This is a genomic window from Larkinella bovis (assembly GCF_042655385.1).
Lineage (GTDB): Bacteria > Bacteroidota > Bacteroidia > Cytophagales > Spirosomataceae > Larkinella > Larkinella bovis.
In genome coordinates, this window is the sequence record NZ_JBHSMA010000001.1 from 245,058 (window position 1) to 269,017 (window position 23,960).

General features: G+C 54.0%; 19 protein-coding genes. 6 read left to right on the top strand and 13 right to left on the bottom strand.

Features of this window, described 5'->3' with window-relative positions; all coding sequences use genetic code 11:
* Positions 1 to 36 precede the first annotated feature (36 nt).
* The 3 genes from ACFPMF_RS00990 to ACFPMF_RS01000 all read right to left on the bottom strand — a co-directional run bounded on the left by ACFPMF_RS00990 (position 37) and on the right by ACFPMF_RS01000 (position 2,597).
* Complete coding sequence (locus tag ACFPMF_RS00990; protein WP_379840554.1) at positions 37 to 1,536, bottom strand: glycine--tRNA ligase; 1,500 nt, start codon at positions 1,534 to 1,536, stop codon at positions 37 to 39.
* Positions 1,537 to 1,670: 134 nt separating this feature from the next.
* Positions 1,671 to 2,369 (bottom strand): hypothetical protein, encoded by a 699-nt coding sequence (locus ACFPMF_RS00995; RefSeq protein ID WP_379840555.1) that lies wholly within the window; start codon positions 2,367 to 2,369, stop codon positions 1,671 to 1,673.
* Positions 2,370 to 2,387: 18 nt separating this feature from the next.
* Positions 2,388 to 2,597 carry a hypothetical protein gene (locus ACFPMF_RS01000; protein ID WP_379840556.1) on the bottom strand — a complete coding sequence of 70 codons (210 nt, stop codon included), beginning with the start codon at positions 2,595 to 2,597 and terminating at the stop codon, positions 2,388 to 2,390.
* Positions 2,598 to 2,831: 234 nt separating this feature from the next.
* Between ACFPMF_RS01000 and ACFPMF_RS01005 the strand changes: the two genes are divergently transcribed.
* Complete coding sequence (locus tag ACFPMF_RS01005) at positions 2,832 to 3,689, top strand: hypothetical protein (protein ID WP_379840557.1); 858 nt, start codon at positions 2,832 to 2,834, stop codon at positions 3,687 to 3,689.
* A gap of 93 nt (positions 3,690 to 3,782) precedes the next feature.
* The gene (locus ACFPMF_RS01010) at positions 3,783 to 4,139 is read left to right on the top strand and encodes a hypothetical protein (protein ID WP_379840558.1); all 357 of its coding nucleotides are present in this window, start codon (positions 3,783 to 3,785) and stop codon (positions 4,137 to 4,139) included.
* Here the strand turns inward: ACFPMF_RS01010 and ACFPMF_RS01015 are convergent.
* Positions 4,136 to 4,516, bottom strand: coding sequence for a DUF3037 domain-containing protein (locus ACFPMF_RS01015; protein ID WP_379840559.1), 381 nt, complete (start codon positions 4,514 to 4,516; stop codon positions 4,136 to 4,138). The two genes, ACFPMF_RS01010 and ACFPMF_RS01015, sit on opposite strands and share 4 nt — an antisense overlap.
* Entirely contained in the window at positions 4,497 to 5,291 is a 795-nt protein-coding gene (locus ACFPMF_RS01020; RefSeq protein WP_379840560.1) for a HipA family kinase, read from the bottom strand. Before ACFPMF_RS01020 ends, ACFPMF_RS01015 begins: the two co-directional genes overlap by 20 nt.
* Positions 5,292 to 5,468: 177 nt before the next feature.
* On the opposite strand from ACFPMF_RS01020, the gene purL reads away from it, so the two are divergent.
* The 4 genes from purL to ACFPMF_RS01040 all read left to right on the top strand — a co-directional run bounded on the left by purL (position 5,469) and on the right by ACFPMF_RS01040 (position 10,299).
* The gene (gene purL, locus ACFPMF_RS01025; protein ID WP_379840561.1) at positions 5,469 to 7,721 is read left to right on the top strand and encodes a phosphoribosylformylglycinamidine synthase subunit PurL; all 2,253 of its coding nucleotides are present in this window, start codon (positions 5,469 to 5,471) and stop codon (positions 7,719 to 7,721) included.
* 104 nt (positions 7,722 to 7,825) lie between these two features.
* On the top strand, positions 7,826 to 8,587 hold the full coding sequence (truA, locus tag ACFPMF_RS01030) for a tRNA pseudouridine(38-40) synthase TruA (protein WP_379840562.1): 762 nt from the start codon (positions 7,826 to 7,828) through the stop codon (positions 8,585 to 8,587).
* 75 nt (positions 8,588 to 8,662) lie between these two features.
* The gene (locus ACFPMF_RS01035) at positions 8,663 to 9,691 is read left to right on the top strand and encodes an XdhC family protein (RefSeq protein WP_379840563.1); all 1,029 of its coding nucleotides are present in this window, start codon (positions 8,663 to 8,665) and stop codon (positions 9,689 to 9,691) included.
* 5 nt (positions 9,692 to 9,696) lie between these two features.
* Positions 9,697 to 10,299 carry a nucleotidyltransferase family protein gene (locus tag ACFPMF_RS01040; RefSeq protein ID WP_379840564.1) on the top strand — a complete coding sequence of 201 codons (603 nt, stop codon included), beginning with the start codon at positions 9,697 to 9,699 and terminating at the stop codon, positions 10,297 to 10,299.
* A 32-nt stretch (positions 10,300 to 10,331) separates the two neighbouring features.
* Here the strand turns inward: ACFPMF_RS01040 and ACFPMF_RS01045 are convergent, their stop codons facing one another.
* From ACFPMF_RS01045 to ACFPMF_RS01080, 8 genes are all read right to left on the bottom strand, one after another.
* A complete protein-coding gene (locus ACFPMF_RS01045; RefSeq protein ID WP_379840565.1) occupies positions 10,332 to 10,652 on the bottom strand; it encodes a hypothetical protein in 321 nt (106 codons plus the stop codon).
* Between the two features lie 134 nt (positions 10,653 to 10,786).
* Complete coding sequence (locus ACFPMF_RS01050) at positions 10,787 to 12,079, bottom strand: serine hydrolase (protein ID WP_379840566.1); 1,293 nt, start codon at positions 12,077 to 12,079, stop codon at positions 10,787 to 10,789.
* An 85-nt stretch (positions 12,080 to 12,164) separates the two neighbouring features.
* Positions 12,165 to 13,004 carry a LamG domain-containing protein gene (locus tag ACFPMF_RS01055; protein WP_379840568.1) on the bottom strand — a complete coding sequence of 280 codons (840 nt, stop codon included), beginning with the start codon at positions 13,002 to 13,004 and terminating at the stop codon, positions 12,165 to 12,167.
* 28 nt (positions 13,005 to 13,032) lie between these two features.
* Complete coding sequence (locus ACFPMF_RS01060) at positions 13,033 to 14,526, bottom strand: RagB/SusD family nutrient uptake outer membrane protein (protein ID WP_379840569.1); 1,494 nt, start codon at positions 14,524 to 14,526, stop codon at positions 13,033 to 13,035.
* Positions 14,527 to 14,541: 15 nt separating this feature from the next.
* Complete coding sequence (locus tag ACFPMF_RS01065) at positions 14,542 to 17,574, bottom strand: SusC/RagA family TonB-linked outer membrane protein (RefSeq protein WP_379840570.1); 3,033 nt, start codon at positions 17,572 to 17,574, stop codon at positions 14,542 to 14,544.
* Positions 17,575 to 17,740: 166 nt separating this feature from the next.
* Positions 17,741 to 20,593 (bottom strand): triple tyrosine motif-containing protein, encoded by a 2,853-nt coding sequence (locus ACFPMF_RS01070; RefSeq protein WP_379840571.1) that lies wholly within the window; start codon positions 20,591 to 20,593, stop codon positions 17,741 to 17,743.
* Between the two features lie 8 nt (positions 20,594 to 20,601).
* Entirely contained in the window at positions 20,602 to 23,046 is a 2,445-nt protein-coding gene (locus tag ACFPMF_RS01075; protein ID WP_379840573.1) for a TonB-dependent receptor, read from the bottom strand.
* 32 nt (positions 23,047 to 23,078) lie between these two features.
* Entirely contained in the window at positions 23,079 to 23,855 is a 777-nt protein-coding gene (locus ACFPMF_RS01080; RefSeq protein WP_379840574.1) for a hypothetical protein, read from the bottom strand.
* Between the last annotated feature and the right edge of the window lie 105 nt (positions 23,856 to 23,960).

Here is a 23,960-nt window from a genome sequence, read left to right on the forward strand (position 1 = left end):
GACGAACGCCTGCCGGTCCGTGGGTACGAAAGTAACCTATAGTTGCTCCAGAATCCGCTCGATGGAAACTTCCTGACCGATGCGGCTTTTCAGCTCGCTGATCGGAACCCGGACCTGTTCGGTGGTGTCGCGATACCGGATCGTCACCGTATCGTCTTCCAGTGTCTGGTAATCAACGGCGATACAGAACGGGGTTCCGATCAGATCCTGCCGCGTATACCGTTTACCGATGGCGTCGCGCTCTTCGTAGATGACGCGGAATTCACTGCGCAGTTGTTTCACAATCTCCTGTGCTTTTTCGGGCAAACCGTCTTTCCGGACGAGCGGAAAAATGGCGGCTTTCACCGGGGCCAGTGCCGGGTGCAGTTTCAGGTAGGTCCGGGTTTTCTGGGTTTCGCCTTCGCCAACCACTTCTTCCGTGTAGGCATTGCAGAAAACCGCCAGAAACAGCCGGTCGGCACCGACGGAGGTTTCGACGACGTACGGAATGTAGTTGCCGTACGGTTTGCCGTTTTCGTCGAGATCGTTATCGAAATATTGCTGCTTTTTGCGGCTCAGTTCCTGGTGGCTTTTCAGGTCAAAATCGGTGCGGGAGTGAATACCCTCGATTTCGCGGAAACCAAACGGGAATTTAAATTCGATATCGACGGCGGCATTGGCGTAGTGCGCCAGTTTTTCGTGAACGTGGAATTTCAGCTTTTCGGCGGGCAGACCAACAGCCCGGTGGAACTTCAGCCGGGTTTCTTTCCACTTTTCGTACCATTCCATTTCGGTGCCGGGGCGCACAAAAAACTGCATTTCCATCTGCTCGAACTCCCGCATCCGGAATGTAAACTGCCGGGCCACGATCTCGTTCCGGAACGCCTTGCCAATCTGCGCAATGCCGAACGGAATTTTCATCCGGCCGGTTTTCTGCACGTTCAGAAAGTTAACGAAAATCCCCTGGGCGGTTTCGGGGCGCAGGTAAATCAGACTGGCGTCTTCGGCCACGGAGCCCACCTGCGTCGAAAACATCAGGTTAAACTGCCGGACTTCGGTCCAGTTGGCGGTTTTGGAAATCGGGTCAACGATGCCTTCGCTGATGATCAGCTCCCGAACACCATTGAGGTCGCCCGCATCGAGCAGCCGGCCCATTTCAACCAGCAGGGCGTGGCCTTTCTCGGCCTCCCCATTGGCCGCGTATTCTTCCGCTTTCAGTTCGAGCAACTGATCGGCGCGGTAGCGTTTTTTGGAATCCTTGTTATCGATCATCGGGTCGTTGAACGAATCGACGTGCCCCGAGGCTTTCCAGGTCAGCGGGTGCATGAAAATGGCGGCATCGATGCCCACCACATTTTCGTGGACCTGGGTCATGGCTTTCCACCAGACCGTTTTGAGGTTATTTTTTAGTTCCACGCCGTTCTGACCGTAGTCGTAAACAGCCTGTAATCCGTCATAAATTTCACTGGACGGGAACACGAAACCGTATTCTTTAGCGTGGGAGATAATGTCTTGCAGCGAGGTGGCCGGAGCCTGAGTCGGTTTTGCTTCTTCCATAATGCCGCAAAAATACGGATTTAGCCCAGTCGCATAGCAAAATTTTCAGAAACTGTGTGAATTAAGTTGTGGATGGAAAGACTGCCCCGCCGGGAAGTCAGCAGAATGAACCCACAAGCCGAAAAACCGCTTGGCTACTGAAAACCATCGTAATACGCCACGGCAGCCACCAGGTCGTGCACATTCATTTTCTTTTTGGTGAGGTAGGCCGGCAGTGTTCCCGGCGCAACATCCAGGGCGTTGATGAGGGATTTTCGGGATAAACCGATGCGCCGGAGCCGTTGGTTGTCGCGCTGAAGGTAGAAACTTTTCTGGGTAAAATAAGTGCCGTCGAAGGCCTGCTCGGCGGCATACGGTTCGTTGCTGACGCGCCGGATGCTGCATTTATACTGGGCCAGTAACCGGGTTTTACCCGCGTACAGCACCCGGTAATAAATCCGTTCGGTTTTGTTTTCGGGCAAACTTACGAAATGCATCCCGTTGATCGTGAACGCATCCGGCATTACGACGCGGACCACCGAATCGCCTTCGAACTGGCAAAGCACCTGCCGGGTCATCAGGTTGAAAGCAATCCGGCACGGAATGGAATTTCGGTGATTTGCCAATTCCAGACTGCCGTTTTGCCAAACCGGGTAGGTGAGGTATTCGCTACCCAGGTAGGTCGTCTGCGCCAGTACCTGCTTCCGATCCGGGCGGTTGATCAACAGACCGCTGGGGGGGACGTAGGTTTCGCAAATGGTGACGACTCGTTTCTGGCGATCCTCCGTCACGACGCACTGGCCGGGGCTCACCAACGGCCAGCTTACGATTAAGCCCAGAAGGAAACGTTTCATCATCGTGCGGCCGATTAGCTATTCTTCCCGAATCAGGGCGATCCCCCTTCGCAACGCCACAAAAGCCAGGTACGTAAACAGGATGACGCTGCCAATCTTGGCGACCACGGCCATCCAGCCGTATTCGTTGATGGCCCGCATCGCTTCGTCGTTCGCGTACACCTGAACGGACATATACACAAACGCGAAGGCAATCAGAATCAGCCCAAAACCGGCGGCTTTTCGCATGGCAGATCGACGAAGGGGTTTCTGCCCGAAGATACGCGTTTTTCGTCAGTATTGGATTGGGTCTCCGCGCATAAATTCCCGGTATTCTCTCCGAAATCAGATCGGGAGTTCTGGACGTAAACCGGAGGGCGAAAAATCGTTGTAAAATAATTAATTTCAATCATTTACAACGGTTTGCAGGTGAGAGGTGTCATAGGAGTTAAATCCATTTCCTACCATTAAACCGTTCCTGTCATGCAACTCCGTCTCCGTTCCCTGTTAGGCTTCGGCTTTGTGCTTCTGTTTGGGTCCTGTTCGTTAAAGGATCATATCGTTCCGCAATCCAGTTCGTGTGAAGTGCGTGAGATCAACTACGAGCTTGATTACTATAAAATCCCGAATGGGCAGACCGTTAACATTGGCGATATCGTGACGGGGCTTTTTACGACCTTTCCGGTAATGGATATAATCACGATCAATGGTAGTAACTATGCCGTTGGCGGCCCTGAATACTCAACACACTATACGTATGGCCCGGATGGACGGGTTAAACGTTCCCACACAAGTGGGCGGAGTCTTTCCAATGGCATCTTTATTCATGAATACTCCTATGCTCCCAATAAAGTAACCGATGTCTACAAGCAGTGGATGAAAACGTTTCCGGACACCTTGGTAACCACGCAGGTTTATAATCTGAACAGTGACGGGGTGGCCATCCGCGACAACATTACCTATACCAACGGCTATGTGACCGAAGAGCGGTTTGAGAGCTATACACATACGTATACCCTTCAGAATGGGAATACGATTAAAAGGGTCTGGACGGCTAAGCCGGGCGGAGGTTTCGACGGACTGCCACCGCGGACAACCGATTATGAATTTGACGTAACGGCACCAAACCCAATTCCTACCCTTTTCCCCTATTTGGGCAAACCGAATCAGAATAAAATGATTAAAGAATATGACCGGGACGGGAACGCTCGGCTGGATTACCAATACATTTTTGATGCGGAAGGTCATCTCAACTACGTGATTCGTATCTTAATCAGGAGCAATGAGCCGGATCGGTATCTTATAACGGGCTATAAACAGGATTGCCCCACATCGTATTAACAAGAAGACCGAAGAATAACGACCCGGTTTCCTGAAACCGTTTCCGCAATCCGGTTGTTCATCTGTTTCGAGCCATTTACCCCTCCCAACTGTATGAACCATCCGGTAACATTGAAAGCGAAGATTGCGCTGGCCTGCCAGCTGACGGCTCCCGACCAAGTCCGGCGGATGAATGAACTGCACCAGACGCTGTTCAAAAAAGTAACGCAATTGGTGGAACACGCAACGAGCTACGACCTGGTTTTTCAGAAACCGGATCGGGGGCTTTACGCGGAATTGATGGAATTCATTCAGTTCGAGCGGCTGTGCTGTCCCTGGTTGAAATTTCAACTCGTGTTCGAGCCCGGCGACGGGCCGGTTTTTCTTCGCCTGGGCAATTCGCCGGAAACCCGGGAAATGGTGAAGCTGGTGATGAAACTGGAGCAGTTGGCGCAACAGGGAACCCGTTAAAGGACCAACTGCTCCAGCAACTTCTGCAGGGTTTCGGCCGCATCGTCGCACAAACCGGTGTGCATGGGCGAGGTCTGGACGATGGTGCTGCGGTTGGCGGCCAGCCAGCGAAACCGGGCGGCCATCGGCAACTGCCCAATCGGCCCGCCTTCCTGTCGACCCGCGCAGATTTTCTGGAACACCCGCAGCCGCGCTTCCAGTTCGGTGCAATCCAGATCGTGGCAAAACGCCCGCAGCCGGTTTTCGTTGAGGTCAAAAGCCGTTTGCAGAAAGCCCTGCGCCGGGCAGTAAACAATAACACCCACATTCAGGAATTCCTCGCGTTCGACGCGCGGCACGACGCGAATCACGGCGTATTCAAATACGTGCTTTGGCATGCTGCGCTTCTTTGACAAAGATTTCGGAATGGGCCAGGCGGCTTTCCAGAAAACCGCTATACATCCGGCGTCGTTCGGCTACGGACCCGGACGGATCGTCACTAACCAGCCATTCGTCGGGGACCAGCTCCACAATGGATTGAATGACCGCCGGTGTCAGGATCTGGCGAAATTCGGCATCAACGGCGTCGAGTTCAGTGGCCCCGGGTAACAAAACATGATCCTTAATGGCTCCGAATGGTTTTTTCGCCTGCTCTTCCCAGTTAAGACCCGCGTGGTGAAAATAAAGCGAAGCGCCGTGATCGATCAGCCACAATTCCTTATGCCACATCAGCAGGTTGGTGTTGCGGGCGGTGCGGTCTACGTTCGTGATGAAACAGTCGAACCAGACGATTTGGGAAGCCAGCCGGGCGCTGACGGTATTCAGTATCGGGTCGAAGGTGAGGGCGCGTGACAGAAAATGCAGCCCCAGGTTCAGCCCACCGCTGGCCCGGAGCAAATCCTGAATTTCTTCGTCAGGCTCGGTGCGGGCCAGGGCCGGATCAAGAACCGCGAACACAATTTCGGGAATCCGAAAACCGAGTGCCCGCGCCAGTTCCCCGGCAATCAGTTCGGCAATGAGGGCCTTCACGCCCTGTCCGGCTCCCCGGAATTTCAGCACGTACAAAAAATCGTCGTCCGCTTCAACGATGGCGGGCAGGGAACCGCCTTCGCGCAGGGGCGTAACGTAACGGATGACCTCAACCGTTCGGATTTGGGCTTCGGGATGGATCACAAGTCCAGATGGATTAAAGGAAATGGCCTGACAGGCGGAAGTCAGTCGCCGGGTTTCGCAAAAACTGGCGGGAAATTTAGACCATTTTTTTGAGAATTCGGGCCGAATTGCGGATTCGTTCGGCCCGAATGAACGAAAAGCCTTACCTTTGTGGTACGAACATTCTGCTCAATCCGCATGTCTGCCGAAACGACCGACCATTTACCCACGCTCGAAACCGCCCGCAAACTGGGCCTGCTTCCCGACGAATACGATCGCATTATTGCCATACTGGGCCGTAAACCCAATTTTACTGAACTGAGTATTTTCTCGGTTATGTGGTCGGAGCACTGCTCCTACAAAAATTCGATTGTCTGGCTGAAAACCCTGCCCCGTGATTCGGATCGGATGCTGGCGAAAGCCGGCGAAGAAAACGCCGGTTTGGTGGACATCGGCGATGGACTGGCGTGTAGTTTCAAAATCGAGTCGCACAACCACCCCTCGGCCATCGAGCCCTATCAGGGGGCCGCTACGGGGGTAGGCGGGATCAACCGCGATATTTTCACGATGGGCGCCCGGCCCATTGCGCAGCTGAATTCGCTGCGGTTCGGAAACCTGGATTTGCCCAAAACCCGGCGGCTGTTGAAAGGGGTGGTCAAAGGAATCGGCGATTATGGCAATGCCTTCGGGATTCCAACCGTGGGCGGTGAGGTTTACTTCGACGATTGCTACAACGTCAACCCGCTGGTGAATGCCTTCTCGGCCGGAATTGTCGAAGTGGGCAAAGTGGCCAAGGCGACCTCGTACGGCGTTGGCAACCCGGTTTTCATCGTGGGCTCGGCGACCGGCAAGGACGGGATTCACGGGGCGACGTTTGCTTCGGAGGATATTTCGGACAAATCGACCGAGAAACTCCCGGCGGTGCAGGTGGGCGATCCGTTCATGGAAAAACTGCTGCTGGAGGCATCCTTGGAAATCATCGGCACGGGCCATGTGATTGGTATTCAGGACATGGGCGCGGCCGGAATCATCTGCTCCACCTCCGAAATGAGCGCCAAGGGCGAACACGGAATGATCATCGACCTCGATAAGGTGCCGACCCGCCAGCCGAACATGGACCCGTTCGAAATCCTGTTGTCGGAATCACAGGAGCGGATGCTGGTGGTGATTGAAAAAGGCAAAGAAGACGTTATTCAGGGTATTTTTGATAAATGGGATTTGAATTGCGAACAGATCGGAACGGTCACGGACACCGGTCGTTTGCATTTCTACCGCTACGGCGAACTGGTGGCCGATGTTCCGGCGCACGATCTGGTGCTGGGCGGGGGCGCTCCGCAATACCACCGCGAATACCGAGAACCGGCTTATTTCCAGGAGTTTAAGAAATTTAAACTTACGGATGTACCGGATGTGGAAGCGGCTGAGCTCAAGCAAGTCGCCGAACATCTGCTGTCGCATCCGAACATCTGTTCGCGCCGTTGGGTGTATGAGCAGTACGATTCGATGGTGGGAACGGCGAACCGGAGCACCAACGTTCCGTCGGATGCCGCCGTCGTCAGTGTGAAGGGAACCGGATTGCCGGCCACCGATAAATCCATTGTCATTACGGTCGATTGCAACAGCCGCTACGTCAATGCCGATCCGAACACCGGCGCGAAAATCGCCGTGGCCGAAGCCGCGCGCAACATCGTTTGCACCGGTGGCGAACCACTGGCGGTGACCAACAACCTGAATTTTGGCAATCCGTACGTACCCGAGGTATACTGGCAGTTTGTGGAGGCTGTCAAAGGCATGGGTGAAGCCTGCCAGCGGTTTGCGACGCCGGTTACGGGCGGTAACGTCAGTTTTTACAACCAAAGCTCCGACGAAGGGCCGGTTTTCCCGACCCCGACCATCGGAATGCTCGGTTTGATGGAAGATCCCGACAACCGCATGACGCTCCGGTTCCGGCAGGCGGGTGATTTGATTTATCTGGTCGGTCAGTCGAAAGACGATATTGCTTCGTCCGAATACCTGTATTCGTACCGGGGGGTGAAGGCATCGCCGGCCCCGGCTTTCGAGATGGAAGAGGAGTTTGCCGTGCAGCAGGCCGTCAAAGGGTTGATCACAAACAAACTGATCGTCTCGGCGCACGACATTTCCGACGGCGGGTTGTTCGTCGCGCTGGCTGAATCAGCCATGGCTGGGGATCTTGGTTTTACGATTGAAACCGACAGCCGGTTCCGGAAAGACGCCTTCCTGTTTGGCGAAAGCCAGAGCCGGGTCGTGGTGTCGGTGGCCCGCGAAAAACAGGCCGAGTTCGAGGAAGCGCTTCAGAAAAGCCAGACGGCGTTCAGTCGCCTGGGGGCGGTCAACGATGAACATTTTGTGATCGATGGCGAGTCGGTTTTAGCGGTTTCTACCACTAAAGACCTGTACGACAACGCCCTGAGCCGCAAACTGGAAGCCTGATTTTGAACTGAAAATTCCGTATTCATCCGTTCAGCCTGCTGCCGGATGAATACGGAATTTTGTTTCCAGCGGTTTTCCGCAGCGGGGCGTTATTTTTGCATTCTATGCGCTATTTTATCCAGCTTTCGTACCGGGGAACAGCTTACAAAGGCTGGCAGATTCAGCCCAACGGGCTTACGGTCCAGGAAGTTCTCGAACAAAAACTGAGTACACTGCTGCGGGAAAAGATTTCGATTATTGGGAGCGGCCGGACGGATGCCGGGGTTCATGCTGAACAGCAATTTGCTCATTTTGAGATTGATAGGATCCTTGAGCTCACGGATTCCTTTATTCACGCCCTGAACTGTATCCTGCCACCCGATATTGCCGTCCAGACCATTTTCCCGGTTGGCCCCCGCGTTCACGCCCGGTTTTCGGCGGTTTCGCGCTACTATCAGTACCGGATTCGCAAACAGAAAAGCCCGTTTCTCGATATGCTCCTGTACGTTTTTCAGCCCACGCTGGACGTAGAAAGCATGAACGAAGCCGCCCGCTTGTTGTTCAAATACGACGATTTTGAGAGCTTTAGCAAGGTCCGGACGAAAGTTTCACACTTTCGCTGTGACATTCACCGGGCCGAGTGGCTGGTGGAAGGCGATCAGTTGACATTCCACATCAAGGCCAACCGGTTTTTATACGGCATGGTCCGCACGCTGGTGGGAACGATGCTGGAAGTGGGGCAGGGGCGCATGACGCTGGCTGAATTTGAACGGATTCTACTCGCCAAAGACCGGACCCAGGCGGGCCGGTCAGCGCCCGCCAGCGGTTTGTTTCTGGTCGAAGTGGGCTATCCTCCGGAAGCCTTTCAGAAGAAAAATGAGGATTGATAGACGATAAACGATGAATTCGCGTAATTTTAGAAAGATTCATCGCTCATTGTCCATTAGCCATCTTTCCGAATCGTGATCAACGAATTTCAGCAGCTTATTCGGGCCTACCGGAATACCGATTTCAGTCAACGCAAAGCCGCCCTGGCAACGGTTGTGGGGCTGAGCGGTTCGGGATACCGCCGACCGGGCGCGCGGATGTACATCACCGACGACGGGCAATGGGTGGGAGCCATCAGCGGGGGCTGTCTGGAAGGCGATGCGTTGCGGAAGGCCCGCGAAGTCATGCAAACGCAACGGGCGCGGCTGGTGACGTACGACACGACGGACCCGGAAGGCGAGAACTTCGGCATTGGACTGGGCTGCAACGGCATTCTGGATGTGCTGATTCAGGCCATCGATCCCAACGATCCGGAAAATCCGCTCGAAACTCTTGATCGCGTGATGCAGGAACGGCGGCCCCTGACCTTTGAAACGGTTTTGCCGAACGAGGCCGGTTTGTTCGTGGAAGCGCTTAAGCCCGACATTCAATTACTGGTTTTTGGGGGCGGCTACGATGCGGTTCCGCTGGTCAAACTGGCGAAGCAAATTGGCTGGCGGGTCGTGGTAACCGATGATTGCGTGGCCCACCTGCAACCCCGGCGGTTTGCGGAAGCAGACGAACTGCTGGCCGTTCAGCGCGACAACATTCGCCAGCAGGTTCCTATCGACCGGTATTCCGCTGCGGTGCTGATTTCCCACAATTTCAACTACGATAAGGCGGTTTTGCGCGAGTTGCTCCAAACCGATATCCGCTACATTGGGCTGTTGGGGCCGAAAAAGCGGGGGGATGCGCTGCTCGAAGAAGTGGCCGAGGTGGTGAAACCCGCCGACCAAAACCGGCTTTTCTGGCCGGTTGGCCTGGATGTGGGGGCCGATAATCCGCCGGAAATTGCGTTATCGATTCTGGCCGAGATTCAGGCGGTTTTTCGGGAAACCTCCGCACAACCGCTAAAATTTAAAAATGCACCCATTCATCAGCCGGTTCCGGGCATCAGTTCGCTGGCCGGGGGCGAGCCGGAAACCCTGTCAGGCTTTGAGAATGGATTGACCTGTGCGAACTGATTCGTATGACTATTGCCATCGTCATTTTAGCCGCCGGCAGTTCCTCCCGGCTGAATCATCAACCCAAGCAACTCATTGAATGGGAAGGGCAGACGTTGCTCCGGCGGGTGGTCGATACGGCGCTTTCGACCGAACTACGCCCGGTAGTCGTGGTGGTGGGGGCTCACAAAAAACAGGTGTTGCCCGAACTGGACGGCTTGCCGGTAACCATTATCGATAACCAGCATTGGGAGCAGGGCCTTTCGTCGTCCGTAAAAACCGGACTGGCGGCCGTGTACCTCACCCGAAAAGACATTGACGCGGTCCTGTTTCTGCTCACCGATCAGCCGTATGTCGATCGGGGGCTGCTGTTGCAGCTGGTGCAGGTATACCAGGAAACCGGTAAGGGGATTGTGGCCGCCGGTTATGCCGATAGCCTGGGCGTTCCAGCCCTGTTCGATCGGAAATACATCCACGAACTGTTGAGTCTGGAAGGCGATACGGGAGCCCGGAACGTCATCAAAAGTCACCCGGATGACTGCGCAGAAGTGCCGTTTTCGTCCGGCAAAGTAGATCTGGATACCGATCAGGATGTAGAGCGGTTTTTGGGCAGGGAGCCGAAAGGATGAAACCGTAACGGTTTTCCACCGGAATAGCTACTCTATTCCTGACCGGCAGCTCCGCCCACGACCCCAAACAGCATGGCACCGAGAATTTTAGGACCGTACTTTTTCCCGGCAAACCGGCCAAATTCCCGCATCCATTCCGCTCTTTCCGTGACCGTCGCGCCGATTTCCTTCAGGGCATCCTGCGTTTCCTTGCCGGCGGCCCGCTTGTTCAAAAACAGAACCGGAGCGCTCAGACCGAGCAGCGATACCCCCACCACTGTTCCGACAACGGCCCCGATGGTGCCGCTTAGCTCCTTACTCGATTCTTCCAGCTCTTTCCATTTTTCTTCGAAATCGTAGTCTTTGGCTTTCATAGCGTGTTTACGTTCAGACAAAGGAAAAGTAAGACTCGAATATAGGGAATTCACCAATAGGTTTGATAGGGGTAGAGTATAACTTATTGAATGACAATGTTTCCGGTTCAGGCATGGCCTCCGATGGATTTTCCTCAGTTGTCGACATCCTTCACTGTGGGCCGGTTATCGTTTACCCGGTTTTCGTACACAAGCTGGAATGCCTTCAAATTCGGGCGGTTTTTTCTTTCCCGCTTCAGTTCGTGCTGGTAGATCGTTTGGCCGAGCTGGTACAGAAACGGATGCGCCACGCTATCGTATTCGTAGGTGTTGTCGTTCAGGATTTCATCTTTATTGACGTAAAGCGTAGCCGCGAGCATAAATTCGACCTGGTTGTTGAAATCGGCCACGTACGAAGCATCGGTCATAAAACCGTAAGCCCAGCCCACTTTGTTGAACACCCGGACGCCCGCGGGCAACTGGCGGTGGAGACTGTCCCGAAAAAAGAACTTGACGTAACTGTCGTAGTACTGCGTAGCGTCGTACTTGGGGTAATTCGTCTCGCCCGGGAACTGGGAGAGGTACTGGTGCAGGAACGCATAGTCCGCAGGGGTCAAACGAAACCGTTGTTTTTCCGGCACCGAGAGTGGGAACAGGACCGATTGCAGGGTCTGCTGAAAGGCTTCGAGTGGGTATTTGTTGCGCGTCGTAAAATCGAAGGGTTCGTGCACCAGACTATCCCGGTTGGTCCGGTACGCTTTCCCGATTTGGGCCGTGCGCCGGAAATCGAAGGCATCCGAATTGTAGGCCGCTGGCTGGGCGTAAATCAGCGAGCCGTCGGGCCGGATGAAACGAACCGGATTGGTATGGCGGTTTTCCTCGGGCGTCATCCGCACAAAACGGTGCGTAATCCGGGTGTCGGCATATCCCTTGGCGTGCAGTGTCCGGTTGGTGGTGGCCTGGCCCACAAACTCATACATACGGCTGTAGGCGTCGTTGTCGCTCACCAGAAAGGCTTTTTTAATAAAATGGGCAATCGACGGCAACCCGGTTTCGGAGGTGTTGTCGGTCCATTCTTTCGTCTGGCCCTGATGGGCACTGTCGAACTGCATCGCGGTCCGGGAGGTGACACCCGGTTTGTTCAGATCGTTCAGCTTTTCCAGCGAAAGCAGCGCCAGGGGGAGTTTCACCGTCGAGGCCGGGTTGAAGTAGGCCGTGCTGTCGGCGTGGAAATAATAGTGGGTAAACGTGGGAACGTTGTTCCGGTCCCGATCGATCCGGGTATAGATAATTTGCAGCCGGTACGTGTCCGGATGGCGAAGCACTTCCTGAAAAACCGGGTGGGTATTTCGGGCCAATAGCCCGGCCAGGAACGCATCCGTTCGGGCCTGGCTCTGGGCGGTAAAAGCCGTAAAGACAGCGGCAAGGAGTCCAATCCATTTCTTCATGGACGAAGATAAGCACGCGACCGAATAAAAAAGGCAGAAAAACCGGGGTCTTTCTGCCTTCTGCGTTAGCATCGGGGGACATGCCTCATTTTCCGCGGGATTCGAGTTTCACCAGGGCGTTGATTTCATTCTCCTTCAAAGCCGTATTATAAATCCGAACTTCGTCCAACGAACCGGTCAGGTAGCTGGCCCAGTCCTGGGTTTGGGCCGCCGTGGTCAGGCTGGGGTCGGTCTGGAACTGCACCGTCCCAAACACCAGTTTGCCGGGATTTTTCCACTTGATGGCACCAAATTTCGCCACCGTCGATGTGGCCGCTTTCGTCCCGTTGATGTACAGATTGAATGTCGAGCTGGGGGCGTCGTACGTCAGCGCAATGTGGTTCCAGGTGTTGTATATATTCACGATTCCTTCCTTGACCACCCAGGTATCGAGGGAGTCGTTCTGGATGTGCGCCTTGAAAATGCCGTCGGTATTTGTTCCGCCGTTCTCGAAAAACGTTTCGATATTCCCCCAGAAGGCGGTTTTTTGGGAAAGCCCCACCATCCCGATAATGCCCCCGGCCGCCGTAGTCGATGGGGAGTTCACCCAATAGCCCAGCGTAAAGCTTTGCAGCTTGAGGATCGCGTCGGTTGGTTCGAACAGGACGTAGCCTTTTTGGGCCCCTTTCATGGCCTGCCCTTTCAGGCCGTTGGTAAACGTGGTTCCGGTGTTGACCCCGGCGGTATTGGACACTTTGTCCGCGTAGTCGCCGTCAAAAGGCCAGTAGGCCACCAGGTTGGCTTTGGCAATGTCGCCGGAAGCGGTAAAACCGCCAATTGAAACGCTGGGGGCATAGCTCTCCGGATCGAATTTTTCGTAACAGGCTGACAGGCCAATCGTTAGCAGAACGCCGAGGAAAAGCGCCCATTTATGGTGAATCATCATGGTGAATCGTCAATCGAAAGGGTGAAACTTAATAACCCGGGTTTTGCGTCAGCACCCCGGCGCTTAGATCCAGTTCCGTTTGGGGAATGGGCCAGACTTCATTTTTTCCGGCTTTCCAGCCTTTGGGACCAAAGACCTGGGCAGCCCGACCCTGGCGAATGACGTCGAAATAGCGGTCGAATTCCAGGGCCAGTTCGACCTGCCGTTCGTGCCAGATGGCCAGCCGGAGGGCGGCTTTATCCGTGGTTGTCACTTTGGGCAGGATGGCGGTGTTGGTGCCGCGGGCACGGGCCCGAACCAGTTCGAGGGATGCCAGCGCCTGGGCCGTGTTCCCCAGTTCGTTGGCAGCCTCCGCGTTCATCAGCAGGACTTCGGCGTAGCGAAGCACCCGGATGTTTTGCTGCGCGCCTTCGTTAAAACCGCTGACAAACAGGTTGAACGGTACGTACGATTTCTGGTTATACATCGGATTGTCGCCCACGGCCGGAATGGCATCGCCTTCGGGGGTGGTTTCGCCCCGGAAAATAATGGTTGCATCGCGCCGGGGATCGCCGGTTTCGAACGCATCGGCCAGTTCCTTGGTGGGAACGTTGAAGCCCCAGCCGCCCCCGGTTACGCCCCGGACCCCCTGTACCTGTGAGTATTGGGAGTTCGAAGCCGCTTTGTTGTTGGGAAGCAATTCGTTTTGAATTTCAAAAATCGACTCGGAAGAGTTTTCGTTGTTCAGCCGAAACAGTTGTTCGAAATCTTTAACCAGCGCATAACGGCCCGACGTAATGACCTGATTGGTCAGATCGTATACCTGCTGCCATTTTTGCTGGTACATCGAGACTTTGGCGTGCAGGGTCTGTGCCGCACCCTTCGTCACCCGGCCGAGGTCGGCGGGTCCGTAGGATAAGGGTAAAACCGCAACAGCCTCCGTCAGGTCCTTTTCGATGGCGGCATAGACCTCGGCTTTGGGCGTTCGCGGAAGGTTGTATTCGCTCGCATCCGCCGGTAATTTGAGCCGCAGCGGAACATCGCCGAAAGCCCGAACCAGGCGGAAATACGAGTAAGCCCGGACAAACTTGGCTTCGGCCAGGTAGCGCTCCTTCAGCGTCGATGACATCTGAATGGCCGGAATGTTGTCCAGTACCTGATTGGCATAGTTGATGTTCTGGTACTGACCCGACCAGAAACCGCCCAGCTGACCGTCGCTCGATCCAACGGTAAAGGTGTCATAATCATTGAAAAATGTTGCATCGGAGGCCGTGCTGCCTTTTTCGGTTTCGTCGGAACCCACACTTTCGAGGGCGATGGCGGCAAAGGCGGTATTGTTCCAGCCCCGAAGGTTGGCATACATGGCGTTCACCGCCTTGGTCGCATCGTCTTCACTGGCCCAGAAAACCGTATCGGCCTGTTTGCCCTGGGGATCTACGTCGAGAAACTCCTCCTTGCAGGAGGAAGGAAAAAGTAAACAGACCGCCAGACCGGAATAAAGGCCCAGTTGCCGGAGATGCGTCTTTTGAAATATCGTTTTCATTCGATTAGACAGGAATTAGAAAGTAACGTTAACACCGAAGTTATAGGTCGCCGACAGCGGATAGACGTTGGCATCGATTCCGGCCTGTGTCGGTTTGTTTTCATTAGCCCGTACCTCGGGTGAAAGCCCTTTGTATTTGAAGAAGTTAAGGGCGTTCTGGGCGTTGGCGTACACCCGTAGTTTTTTCAGTCTCAGGCGCTGCGTCAGGTCCTGCGCAAACGTATAGCCGATCTGGGCATTTCTAACCCGGAAGTAGCTGCCATCCTGGACGTAAAACGAGTTCGGCATGTAGTTGGAGCCACCACCGATGTTCGTTGACGGATACGTATTGGACGTGCCTTCACCATGCCAGCGGTTGTCGTAAAAATCCTTGGTGAAATTTTCATTACCGTACCGCCAGCCGAGGTTCGCGTTGTAGATATCCACTTTCGCAACACCCTGGAAGTCAAGCATCAGGTCGATGTTTTTGTAGTTCCAACTGGTGTTGATACCGTATGTCCATTTGGGGTTCGGATTGCCGATCACCTGCCGGTCCAGCCCGGTGATGGCGCCGTCCGGTTTGCCGTCGGTTCCGCTGATATCGCGGTATTTGAAGTCGCCCGGTTTGGCATTGGGCTGGGCCGAATTTTTGATTTCGTCCTGATTCTGGAAAATACCATCGACGATGTAGCCGTAGAACGAGCCAATCGGATCACCCACCTTCGTGCGGGTAGCCAGCGCCCCACCGGTCAGGCCGACGCCCCCGTCGTAAATCGGATTGGCACCCGACGACACGGACAAGACGGTATTGTTGTTCAGTCCGGCATTGACACCGATGCTGTAGGATACGTTTTGACCGATTTCATCCCGCCAGGTTAAGGCGGCTTCGAAGCCCTGGTTCTGGAAAGTGGCCTGGTTCCCGATGATCCGGCTCGACGACGTACCGATGGAACTCAGCACCGGAATGTCGAAAATAGCGCGTTCGGTTTTCTTGATGTAATAATCCAGTTCCACACTCAGGCGGTTTTTGAGCAGGGCCGCTTCAATACCGACATCGGTTCCAACCCCGCGTTCCCAGTACGTAACCGGTGGAATGATGGAGTTGATACTGGCCCCGGTGTAGAGTTGTCCGCCAAAAATGGCCGCCAGATCGGCCCCATTGGCCACCGTCAGCGTCGAGAGGTTGGACGGAACGGAAGCATTCCCGATTTTACCCCAGCTGGCCCGGAATTTCAGGTTGTCGAAAACCGCCTGATTCCGCATGAAAGGCTCGCTGCTGATCACCCAGCCCACCCCAACGGACGGGAAATAACCCCAGGCATTGCCACCCTGAAAGAACTTGGAAGACCCGTCGGCCCGCAGGGAGGCATTGAGCAGATACCGATCCTGGTACGAATAGTTGACCCGCCCGAAATACGACGCATAGGTTGCCAGATCGCCCTCATCCACAACGTTCCGGCCGTCGGCACTGCCCAGTGCCAGGTAAAGATCGCCTTCGCGGGTATACGGCACGTTCAGCGCCGAGGCCGTTACTTTATAGGACTGATCCCGTTGGGCCGATTGACCGAGCAGGGCCGTGAAAGTATGATCGCCAATATCTTTCGTATAGGTTAACGTATTTTCCAGAATCCAGTAGCGGGCCTGGGGCCGTACAAATTGCAGGCTGCTGGTCGTGTTCCGTTGCTTGAACGTCGCCACATATTCCGGTGTATACGTCCGGGTTTCGTCCTGCGAATACCGGCCGCCAAAACTTGTTCTGAATGTCAGGCCTTTCAGGATTTCCAGGTCCGCGTATACGTTCGCCGTCAGCAGGGTTTTCCTGGTAACCTGATTGTAGAAATCGATCGTGGCCTGTGGGTTGAAGTTGTTGCCATCCCCCAGGTTATAGTCGGTCGGATCACCGTATGCACCGTCGGCGTAATAAACCGGCACGACCGGCCCGGCGGCATACAGTTGCCGGAAAATACCGCCGGCTTCGTCCTGCGACTGGCTGAACGCGCCGGTGGCCGTATACCCCACTTTCAGATTTTTCAGGATCTGAAAATCATTTTGAACGCGGGCCGTATACCGCTTGAAATTGTTCTTTTCAACAATACCATCCTGATTGAGGTAGCCTAGCGAGAAGTTATAAGTCGATTTTTCGCCACCGCCACTTACCGAAAGCTGATGATTGGTCACAAAGGCATTCCGCAGAATCTGGCGGTACCAGTCGGTGCCTTCGCCGAATTGGGCCGGGTCCAGAACCTGCCCTTTGCCGTTAATGGCGCTCAGTTCGTTGACCATCGTGGCGTACTCGTTGGCGTTGGCCATTTTGATCTGGTTGGTTACTTTCTGATAACCCACAAAACCGTTATAGTTGACGACCGCATTACCGGATTTCCCTTTTTTAGTGGTAATCAGGACCACGCCGTTGGCCGCCCGGACGCCGTAAATTGACTGACTGGACGCATCTTTCAACACGTTCATGCTCTCAATATCGCCCGAGTTCAGGAAGCTGATATCATCGAACCACACGCCATCGACCACATACAGAGGGTTCGGGCTTCCGTAGGCCGTCCCGACGCCCCGAATGCGGATTTGGGGAGCTTCACCCGGTTTGCCGGAATTGTTGATCTGAACCCCGGCCACCTTTCCCTGAAGCGCGCTGACGGGGTTCATGGAAGGCTGTTTCAGAATTTCATCCCCTTTGATCTGAACGACTGAGCCGGTCACATCCAGTTTACGCTGCGTTCCGTAGCCGACCACGACCACCTCATTAAGCGAGCGGGCATCATCCTTCAGGTCGACATTGATCGTGGTCTGTGTACCCACCGGAATCTCCTGCGTAACCATCCCGATCATGGAAAAGACGAGGACGGAATTGGGTGATGGAACGTTGATTGTATACATCCCGTCAGCATCGGTCGGAACGCCCGTCGTCGTGCCTTTAAGCAGAACGCTGACGCCCGGAAGTGGCGTGCCGTCTGTGGATGAAGTGACTTTTCCGGACACACTAACTTGCTGCGCAAAGGAAACCGTGCTACAGATCAGAAAAACCAGCAGGTACGAAAATCGTACAATAGTTTTCATTGATGAATATGGATGATTGAATTATTAAAAGAATTTATTGAACCAAAGGTAAAATGGACCAACTCCTTTTTTCAAAAATTGCAATACATCACTACTACATCAATAAGAATAATACAATTGCATATACAATAAAATTCTGATATTCTGCTTAGGCTTATCGGGAAAATTATACCTCCATCATGAACTCAACCAGGTTGGCGTGGTTATCGAGTCCCAGTTTTTTCCGTAAACGATACCGCTTGATTTCCACCCCCCGAATTGAAATCCCCATGGCGGGGGCCATTTCTTTCGTTGACAGATTCATCCGCAAACAGGCCGCCAACCGGAGTTCGGTGGGGGTGATGGACGGGCAAAGGGCACGGAGCCGCTTGAAAAATTCTTCGTGGACTTCGTCGAAGTTCTCTTCGAATAATACCCAGTCTTCTTTGCCCGCAACGTTGCGTTCGATGCTGTTCAGTAATTTCTGGTAGTGAATATTAGGGAATTGCTGTCCCATTTCATCTTTCACCTGCTTCAGCTCATCCCGGATTTCTTCCAGAATTTCGTTTTTTCGAACCACGTTGATGGCCACGTTACTCAACTGCTGGCTTTTGTTTTTTATTTCGCTCTGGAGCTTTTCATTTTGCAGTTCAATAATCTTGCGTTCGCTGGAAAGTCGCTGCTGCCGGAGCTTTTCTTCCTGCTCGGCCAGCAGTTTTTGGCGGTGGCGCACCAGTCGTTTTTCCTGGTAGATAATTAGCCCGATCAACGCCAGACTAACCAAAATGATGAATACGGTTTTGGCCCACCAGGTTTCGAACCACCGGGGTGCCACGGCGAAAGCGTAGGTCGTTACCCGATCGGATAGGTTCGTCCGGACTTCAAACGTGTACGAAGTAGCTTCGAGATTGGTGTATTCCACCGAACTCTGCGACGTCCACTCTGACCATTGGTCCGACAAGCCCGACAGCCGGTAGCGGTACTGGACGTTTTGCCCGTAAACAGGCAGGGCATACGAAATCCGAATGGAACGCACATCCGGGGGCAGGACGACCTTCGGTAAAAGGCTGAATACTTCCGTCAAATTGCGCCAATTGGCTACTTTTCGAATGATCGGTTGAGGCATAGCCGTCAGCGAAAGGCTGTCGTGCAGGCGGTTATACAGTCCGTAGCCGTTGTCGAGGCAGAACAAATAATCATTGGCAGAAATCGGAAGAATCGTTTCGTAGTTCCGCACGAGGGACAGGTCGAACGACTGCGGTTTGGCATCGCGTCGGTAATAGAGCACCCGGTTTTTGTAGAGTTTAAACCAGTCGCCCGCCAGCCCGGCCCGAATTTTGAAAGCATCTTCCTCATCCATGGGCAAGGTCGTATCGGGCTTTAGATTCCCCGCTGCATCGGCAACGAAAAACCGGCTTCCCGCCCGGATGCGCAGTTGACCCGCCCATTCGGTCAGTTCGATCGAAAATTCGCTGGGAAGATCGCGGGGGGATTTGTAATCGCGCCAACTCAGGGCGGAATCAAGGTCAACCGTCAGCCGGGTACGGTACAACCCTTTGTAGGCATGGACCAGCCAGAACGAACCGTCCTGATCCTGAATGATTTGCCGGATGGGAAGGGGAGGGATGCCTTTTACGGAATGGGAATACGACCATTCCTGCTGCCGGTTTTTCCGGTAGACGTGCAGGCCGTTATACGCTCCCTGCAGGATTACCGAATCGGTGGGCGTCTTGAGGGGCAGAAAAACCCAGCCACCCGTTACGTCCGAGATGCGCCGGGCCCCCTTTTTGTCAATCCGGAAGGTTGCGTCGTTGTGTCCGCAAAGGAGCTGATCATCAATAACTTTTAGACTCCAGGTCTGCCCGCCCAGCCCGGGTATCGGTTTAAACGGTTCCTTCGCACCCCATTTTTTGACGAAAACACCGTTATTGGAGCCCACATAAAAATTCCCCCGCCAGATGGCAGCGGCATAGGTGGAGCCCAAAGGGTTGTCATTGGCCTGGGAATAGACAATCGGGGACGAGGTTTTGATCAGATCAATTCCCTTATCCAGACCAATCCACAGGTTATGGCTATTGTCCTGACCCAGCGCCAGCACCGTATTATTTTGGAGGCCATTTTTCTGGTTGAACTGGTGTTGGAGCACCCCCGTAGCGGATACCAGGTACACCCCTTGCTGGATGGTCCCGAAAACGTACGAGCTATCCGGCCGCAACTGAATTGCCTGGTTCAGCAAATTGGTTTGCAACTCCCTGGAAATACCGATCGTCCAGGGACGAAGTCGATCGTCCTCCAGAATGTATAGTCCGTTTTTGGTGGTGGTAATCAGAATCCGGTTGCCCGGGAAAGGCAAAATGGACGAAACCGTGGACGGGGAAAGAACGTCGGTGTTCGGAACCGGGGAGAAGGTTTCCCCTTTCAGTTCAAATAAACCGTGCCCGATCAGTTGAATCAGTAACCGGTTGCGGACGTACCGCAGAAACATGAAATTACCGAAGGCCTTGATTTCAGTCAGGTTATGGCCGTCGTACCGGTAAATTCTGGAGAAGGACTGAAAATAAATATAATCCGGGGTTTTCAGAATGTGCCAGATCTCCTCGGTTTTCAGGCTTTTAAACGCAGCGGTTTTACTCAGGGAATGATACGTAAGCTCCCCATCAACACCTTTCAGCCAATAGCCAAATTCGGCAAAACCGCCCACGTAAATCCGGTGTTCCACGGTTGGCTTCTTCCCGGTTTTAACCACGTCATCGCATAAAACCGACCGCACAATCTGATGGTCAGGGAGGGGGTACACCTTCCAGTTCGCTCCATCGTATTCCAGCAAACCGTCGGAATTGGCAACGTATAACAGCTGATCCGAACTCTGGGAAACCGCCCAGTTCTGATTGTGGGCATTGTAAACCGCAGATGTATAATTCGTCAGCGGTGGTGTTTCCTGGGCAAAAACACCCTGAAAAAAACTCAATAGATACAGCCAGAAAACCCCGCCGAAATGCGTCCAACCACGGCCTCTACCAACGTCAACAGGTGTATTCATTCATAAAATTAAAAATCAATCCGGTAATAGAAAACCGGCAGAAAACCGAGCTGGTATTCCTGTTTGATAAACGAACCGTCGGGTTGCGGAGCATAACTTAAGGTCAGAATATTTTGAGTGCCGAGAATGTTGACCAGATCGACCGCAATCGTGTGCGTCAGGCGGTTGCGGTTGATTTTGTAATCGACCTTCAGGTCCAGCCGCCGGTAATCCGGAAACTGGAGCGTATTTCGGCCGTCGCTCTGGTAAATAATTTCCTGAGCGGCCTGTGACTTCGCAACGTCTACCGGCCCATACCGGCGTCCGCCGATGGCGGTGAACTTGGCGCCGACGTTCAGGCTGGTTTTTCGAAAGGTGAATTCCTTCGCAAAAACCGCATTGAAGGCGTATTTTCCGTTAAAATCCGTATTCCGCAAAACCCCGTCGGACCCTTTGTATTTGGCATCGAACAGCGAACCGGTTACCAGAAAATAATAGCCTTCACTGAAAAACTTCTCCAGCGTTGCCTCCGCCCCGTAGTTGCGCCCGGTTCCGGAATTGACCAGTTTTCCCGGAAAAACCCGGGTAAAACCGGACCCGGTATTCAAAATAGAAAATGAACTGCGTTGTTCCTCCACCGGCACGTTGAACAATTTCTGGTAATACGCTTCCAGTTTCAGCCGGAGATTCCGGCCCAGCAACCGGTCGTAGGAGGTGACATAATGCCAGCTTTTGGTCAATCCGACGTTTTGATTGAACAGGGAAGTGGCTTTGGTTGGGTGGTGCAGGTCGTTGCCGTAAAAGTAGGTGTACGTCGGCTGGATCTGGCTGTGCAACCCCAACGCCACACTGAGCTTCTGGCGATTCGGCAGATCCCAGGCCAGTCCGGCCCGGGGTTCGAGCGGGGAGAAACTGCGGTTGTTGAGCGAAAAATACAGGCTCGTCAAACCGGCACTCAGGGTTAGCCGATCGACGAGGTTGACGCGCCACTGCACATACGGCTGGACCAGCAGGGCGGTTTGGCGGGAATCCCAGCGGTATTCCCAGGGGCCTAGCTGGGCCGGGGTGTTGGGCAGAGTGGTCACGACGCGGACGCTGTCGAGGAAATGGAAGGAAAAAAGGTCGGTATTCAAACCCGCTTTCAGGATGCTTCGAGGACTGAATTTGTGGTTCATGGAAGCGGCCAGCGAAGTTTTGATTTCGGCAAACCGGTAGTCCAGAATGGGGGCTTTGCCAGTGATCTTGTAGCGGTTATTCTCGACTACGGGCAATCCGTTAGCGTCATACTGAAAAAATACATAATCGTGGTTCGCATCCTGAACGTTACCCGATTCGGCCAGCGTTATTTTCAGAAACGATTGTCGGCTGAGCGGTTTTTCGTACGTCAGACCCACCACGCCCATGCGGGAGGTATAATACTGATCGCGGTCATTTTGCCCGAAAATATTCCGGTCTGATACTTCCTGTTCGCTGATGAGCAGGTCGATGGTACTGGTCCCACCAAAGCCCCAAAGGGCGAGTTTGGCGTTGTTTTTCAACGGAAAATTCAGCCGGAAAGAGGCATCCTGGTACGACGGAACCGCTTGGGTGCCAATGTCGATACCGGCTTTTTTGAAGAGCCAGAGGTTGGCGTACCGGTACGAAACAAAATACGAAGAGCCCTTCTTTTTCGAAATGGGGCCTTCCAGCGATCCTTCCGTGCCTAAAAAGCCGAACTGGAACATGCGCTGGTGTTTTTCATTGTTCCCGTTGCGTAACCGCAAGTCGAACACGCCAGCGATGGCGTTCCCGTATTCCGACGGAAAGGCACCTGTGAAAAAATCGGAGTTCGCCAGCATTTTGTTGTTGATGATGCTCACCGGTCCGCCCGTCGTTCCGGCAATAGCAAAATGGTTGGGGTTCGGAATGGTGATGCCTTCAACCCGCCAGAGCACTCCGCTCGGCGAATTGCCCCGAATCACAATATCGTTCCGGGAGTCATCGGCGCCCTGGACGCCGGCAAAGTTCGACGCCATCCGGGCGGGTTCGCCCCGGCTTCCGGCGTAGCGGTCGGCTTCATCGACGGTAAACTGCCGGGCCGACACCATGGCCATTTCATTGCGGGCGTCGCCGGTTCGCTGGGCTTTGACGGTGATGCTGGCCAGTTCGGTAATCGATTCTTCCAGTTCAACGTCCAGTATGGTTTCGCGACCGGCATCGACGATGATGTTGTTCAACAAGGCTTCCTTGTAACCGATTCGGGTAATGCGGATCGTTCGGCGGCCCAGCGGGACATTGGCAATGCGGTAACGGCCCAGGGAGTCCGTGAGGGTGCCGGTCGAAGTGCCTTCCAGCAGCTGAACCGTAACGTCACTCAATGGAAATTTGGATTCTTTATCGATGATTCGACCGCGAATGGTCTGGTTAAAAGGGGATTGAGAAAAGGCGGAAGTTAGAATTCCTGCAGACAATAACAGGCCATAGAGGTATTTCATAGAATTCGTCAAATGGTTCGATGGTAGGGCTGCTACTTGTTAGTTAAAGAAAGAATGGCCCCTAGGATGAACAGGCCGGCCACGGTGATGAGTAAGGCGCGCAGGAGTCGTCGGCCTTCCCGTTTACGGTCACTTTTGGTCATGTCCCGATACGGTTTCAACACTTTGGTCAGGGCCCGGCCCAGGAAATAAACACCGCCTACCAGCACGCCCAGCCCGAGCAAACTGACCATGACGGCCGCAAATCCCTGATTGGCACAGGCGAGGTTACATGCAAGACGACCGGACAGAATGAAAGCCGGAATACTCGCCAGAAAGAGCAAAATGTAGGCAATTCGAGTTCCGGACGATACTCCTGTGTTACGAGCGGCAGGTGGGCTAGTGGTTGGCAGGGAAGAAGGTGTCACCAGGGTGTCTTTCTTGCTCAGTTCTGCGTAGGATTCATACCGTTCGCTGGCGACGCTTCCCGTCGGCTCCGGATGCAGGATGGCCCGCCCGCCGATCCCCCCGGCAATTGTATAGGCCAGAAAGTTAATCAGGAACAGCAGGGAATAGCTATGTTTTTGAAACCAGAACCGCCGGTGGGATTTCAGGTCGGGTAGCCGGAGTGTAATGTAACGCGTCAATAAAAACCGGATCAGAACCAGTCCAGCCAGCCAAACCGACAAATACCAGCCGGGCCGGTCGGTCAGCAGGGCGCTACCAAGAATAAGGCCAATGGCCGCATTCCAGAATTCGGAAAGGACAATCAGTCCCCGGGCCAGGTGGTAGTGTCGGCTCGCAAAAGCCGTAAGAGTAGTTGTGGTCATGGATTGACAGGTAATATCAAACGAGCCTCTTCGTTGACGTCGGCCAAATCCGAAGCGATGGATCGGTCATTATCCATCAAGTTTGCTACTATTTTGTTACAATCC

Bases quoted from the DNA above. Each gene is read 5' to 3' on its own strand.
- ACFPMF_RS01045 (WP_379840565.1), bottom strand. From the start codon at position 10,652: ATGAAAGCCAAAGACTACGATTTCGAAGAAAAATGGAAAGAGCTGGAA.
- ACFPMF_RS01075 (WP_379840573.1), bottom strand. From the start codon at position 23,046: ATGAAATACCTCTATGGCCTGTTATTGTCTGCAGGAATTCTAACTTCC.
- ACFPMF_RS01055 (WP_379840568.1), bottom strand. From the start codon at position 13,004: ATGATGATTCACCATAAATGGGCGCTTTTCCTCGGCGTTCTGCTAACG.
- ACFPMF_RS01000 (WP_379840556.1), bottom strand. From the start codon at position 2,597: ATGCGAAAAGCCGCCGGTTTTGGGCTGATTCTGATTGCCTTCGCGTTT.
- ACFPMF_RS01015 (WP_379840559.1), bottom strand. From the start codon at position 4,516: ATGCCAAAGCACGTATTTGAATACGCCGTGATTCGCGTCGTGCCGCGC.
- ACFPMF_RS01005 (WP_379840557.1), top strand. From the start codon at position 2,832: ATGCAACTCCGTCTCCGTTCCCTGTTAGGCTTCGGCTTTGTGCTTCTG.
- purL (WP_379840561.1), top strand. From the start codon at position 5,469: ATGTCTGCCGAAACGACCGACCATTTACCCACGCTCGAAACCGCCCGC.
- truA (WP_379840562.1), top strand. From the start codon at position 7,826: ATGCGCTATTTTATCCAGCTTTCGTACCGGGGAACAGCTTACAAAGGC.
- ACFPMF_RS01050 (WP_379840566.1), bottom strand. From the start codon at position 12,079: ATGAAGAAATGGATTGGACTCCTTGCCGCTGTCTTTACGGCTTTTACC.
- ACFPMF_RS01060 (WP_379840569.1), bottom strand. From the start codon at position 14,526: ATGAAAACGATATTTCAAAAGACGCATCTCCGGCAACTGGGCCTTTAT.
- ACFPMF_RS00995 (WP_379840555.1), bottom strand. From the start codon at position 2,369: ATGAAACGTTTCCTTCTGGGCTTAATCGTAAGCTGGCCGTTGGTGAGC.
- ACFPMF_RS00990 (WP_379840554.1), bottom strand. From the start codon at position 1,536: ATGGAAGAAGCAAAACCGACTCAGGCTCCGGCCACCTCGCTGCAAGAC.
- ACFPMF_RS01070 (WP_379840571.1), bottom strand. From the start codon at position 20,593: ATGAATACACCTGTTGACGTTGGTAGAGGCCGTGGTTGGACGCATTTC.
- ACFPMF_RS01065 (WP_379840570.1), bottom strand. From the start codon at position 17,574: ATGAAAACTATTGTACGATTTTCGTACCTGCTGGTTTTTCTGATCTGT.
- ACFPMF_RS01080 (WP_379840574.1), bottom strand. From the start codon at position 23,855: ATGACCACAACTACTCTTACGGCTTTTGCGAGCCGACACTACCACCTG.
- ACFPMF_RS01040 (WP_379840564.1), top strand. From the start codon at position 9,697: ATGACTATTGCCATCGTCATTTTAGCCGCCGGCAGTTCCTCCCGGCTG.
- ACFPMF_RS01010 (WP_379840558.1), top strand. From the start codon at position 3,783: ATGAACCATCCGGTAACATTGAAAGCGAAGATTGCGCTGGCCTGCCAG.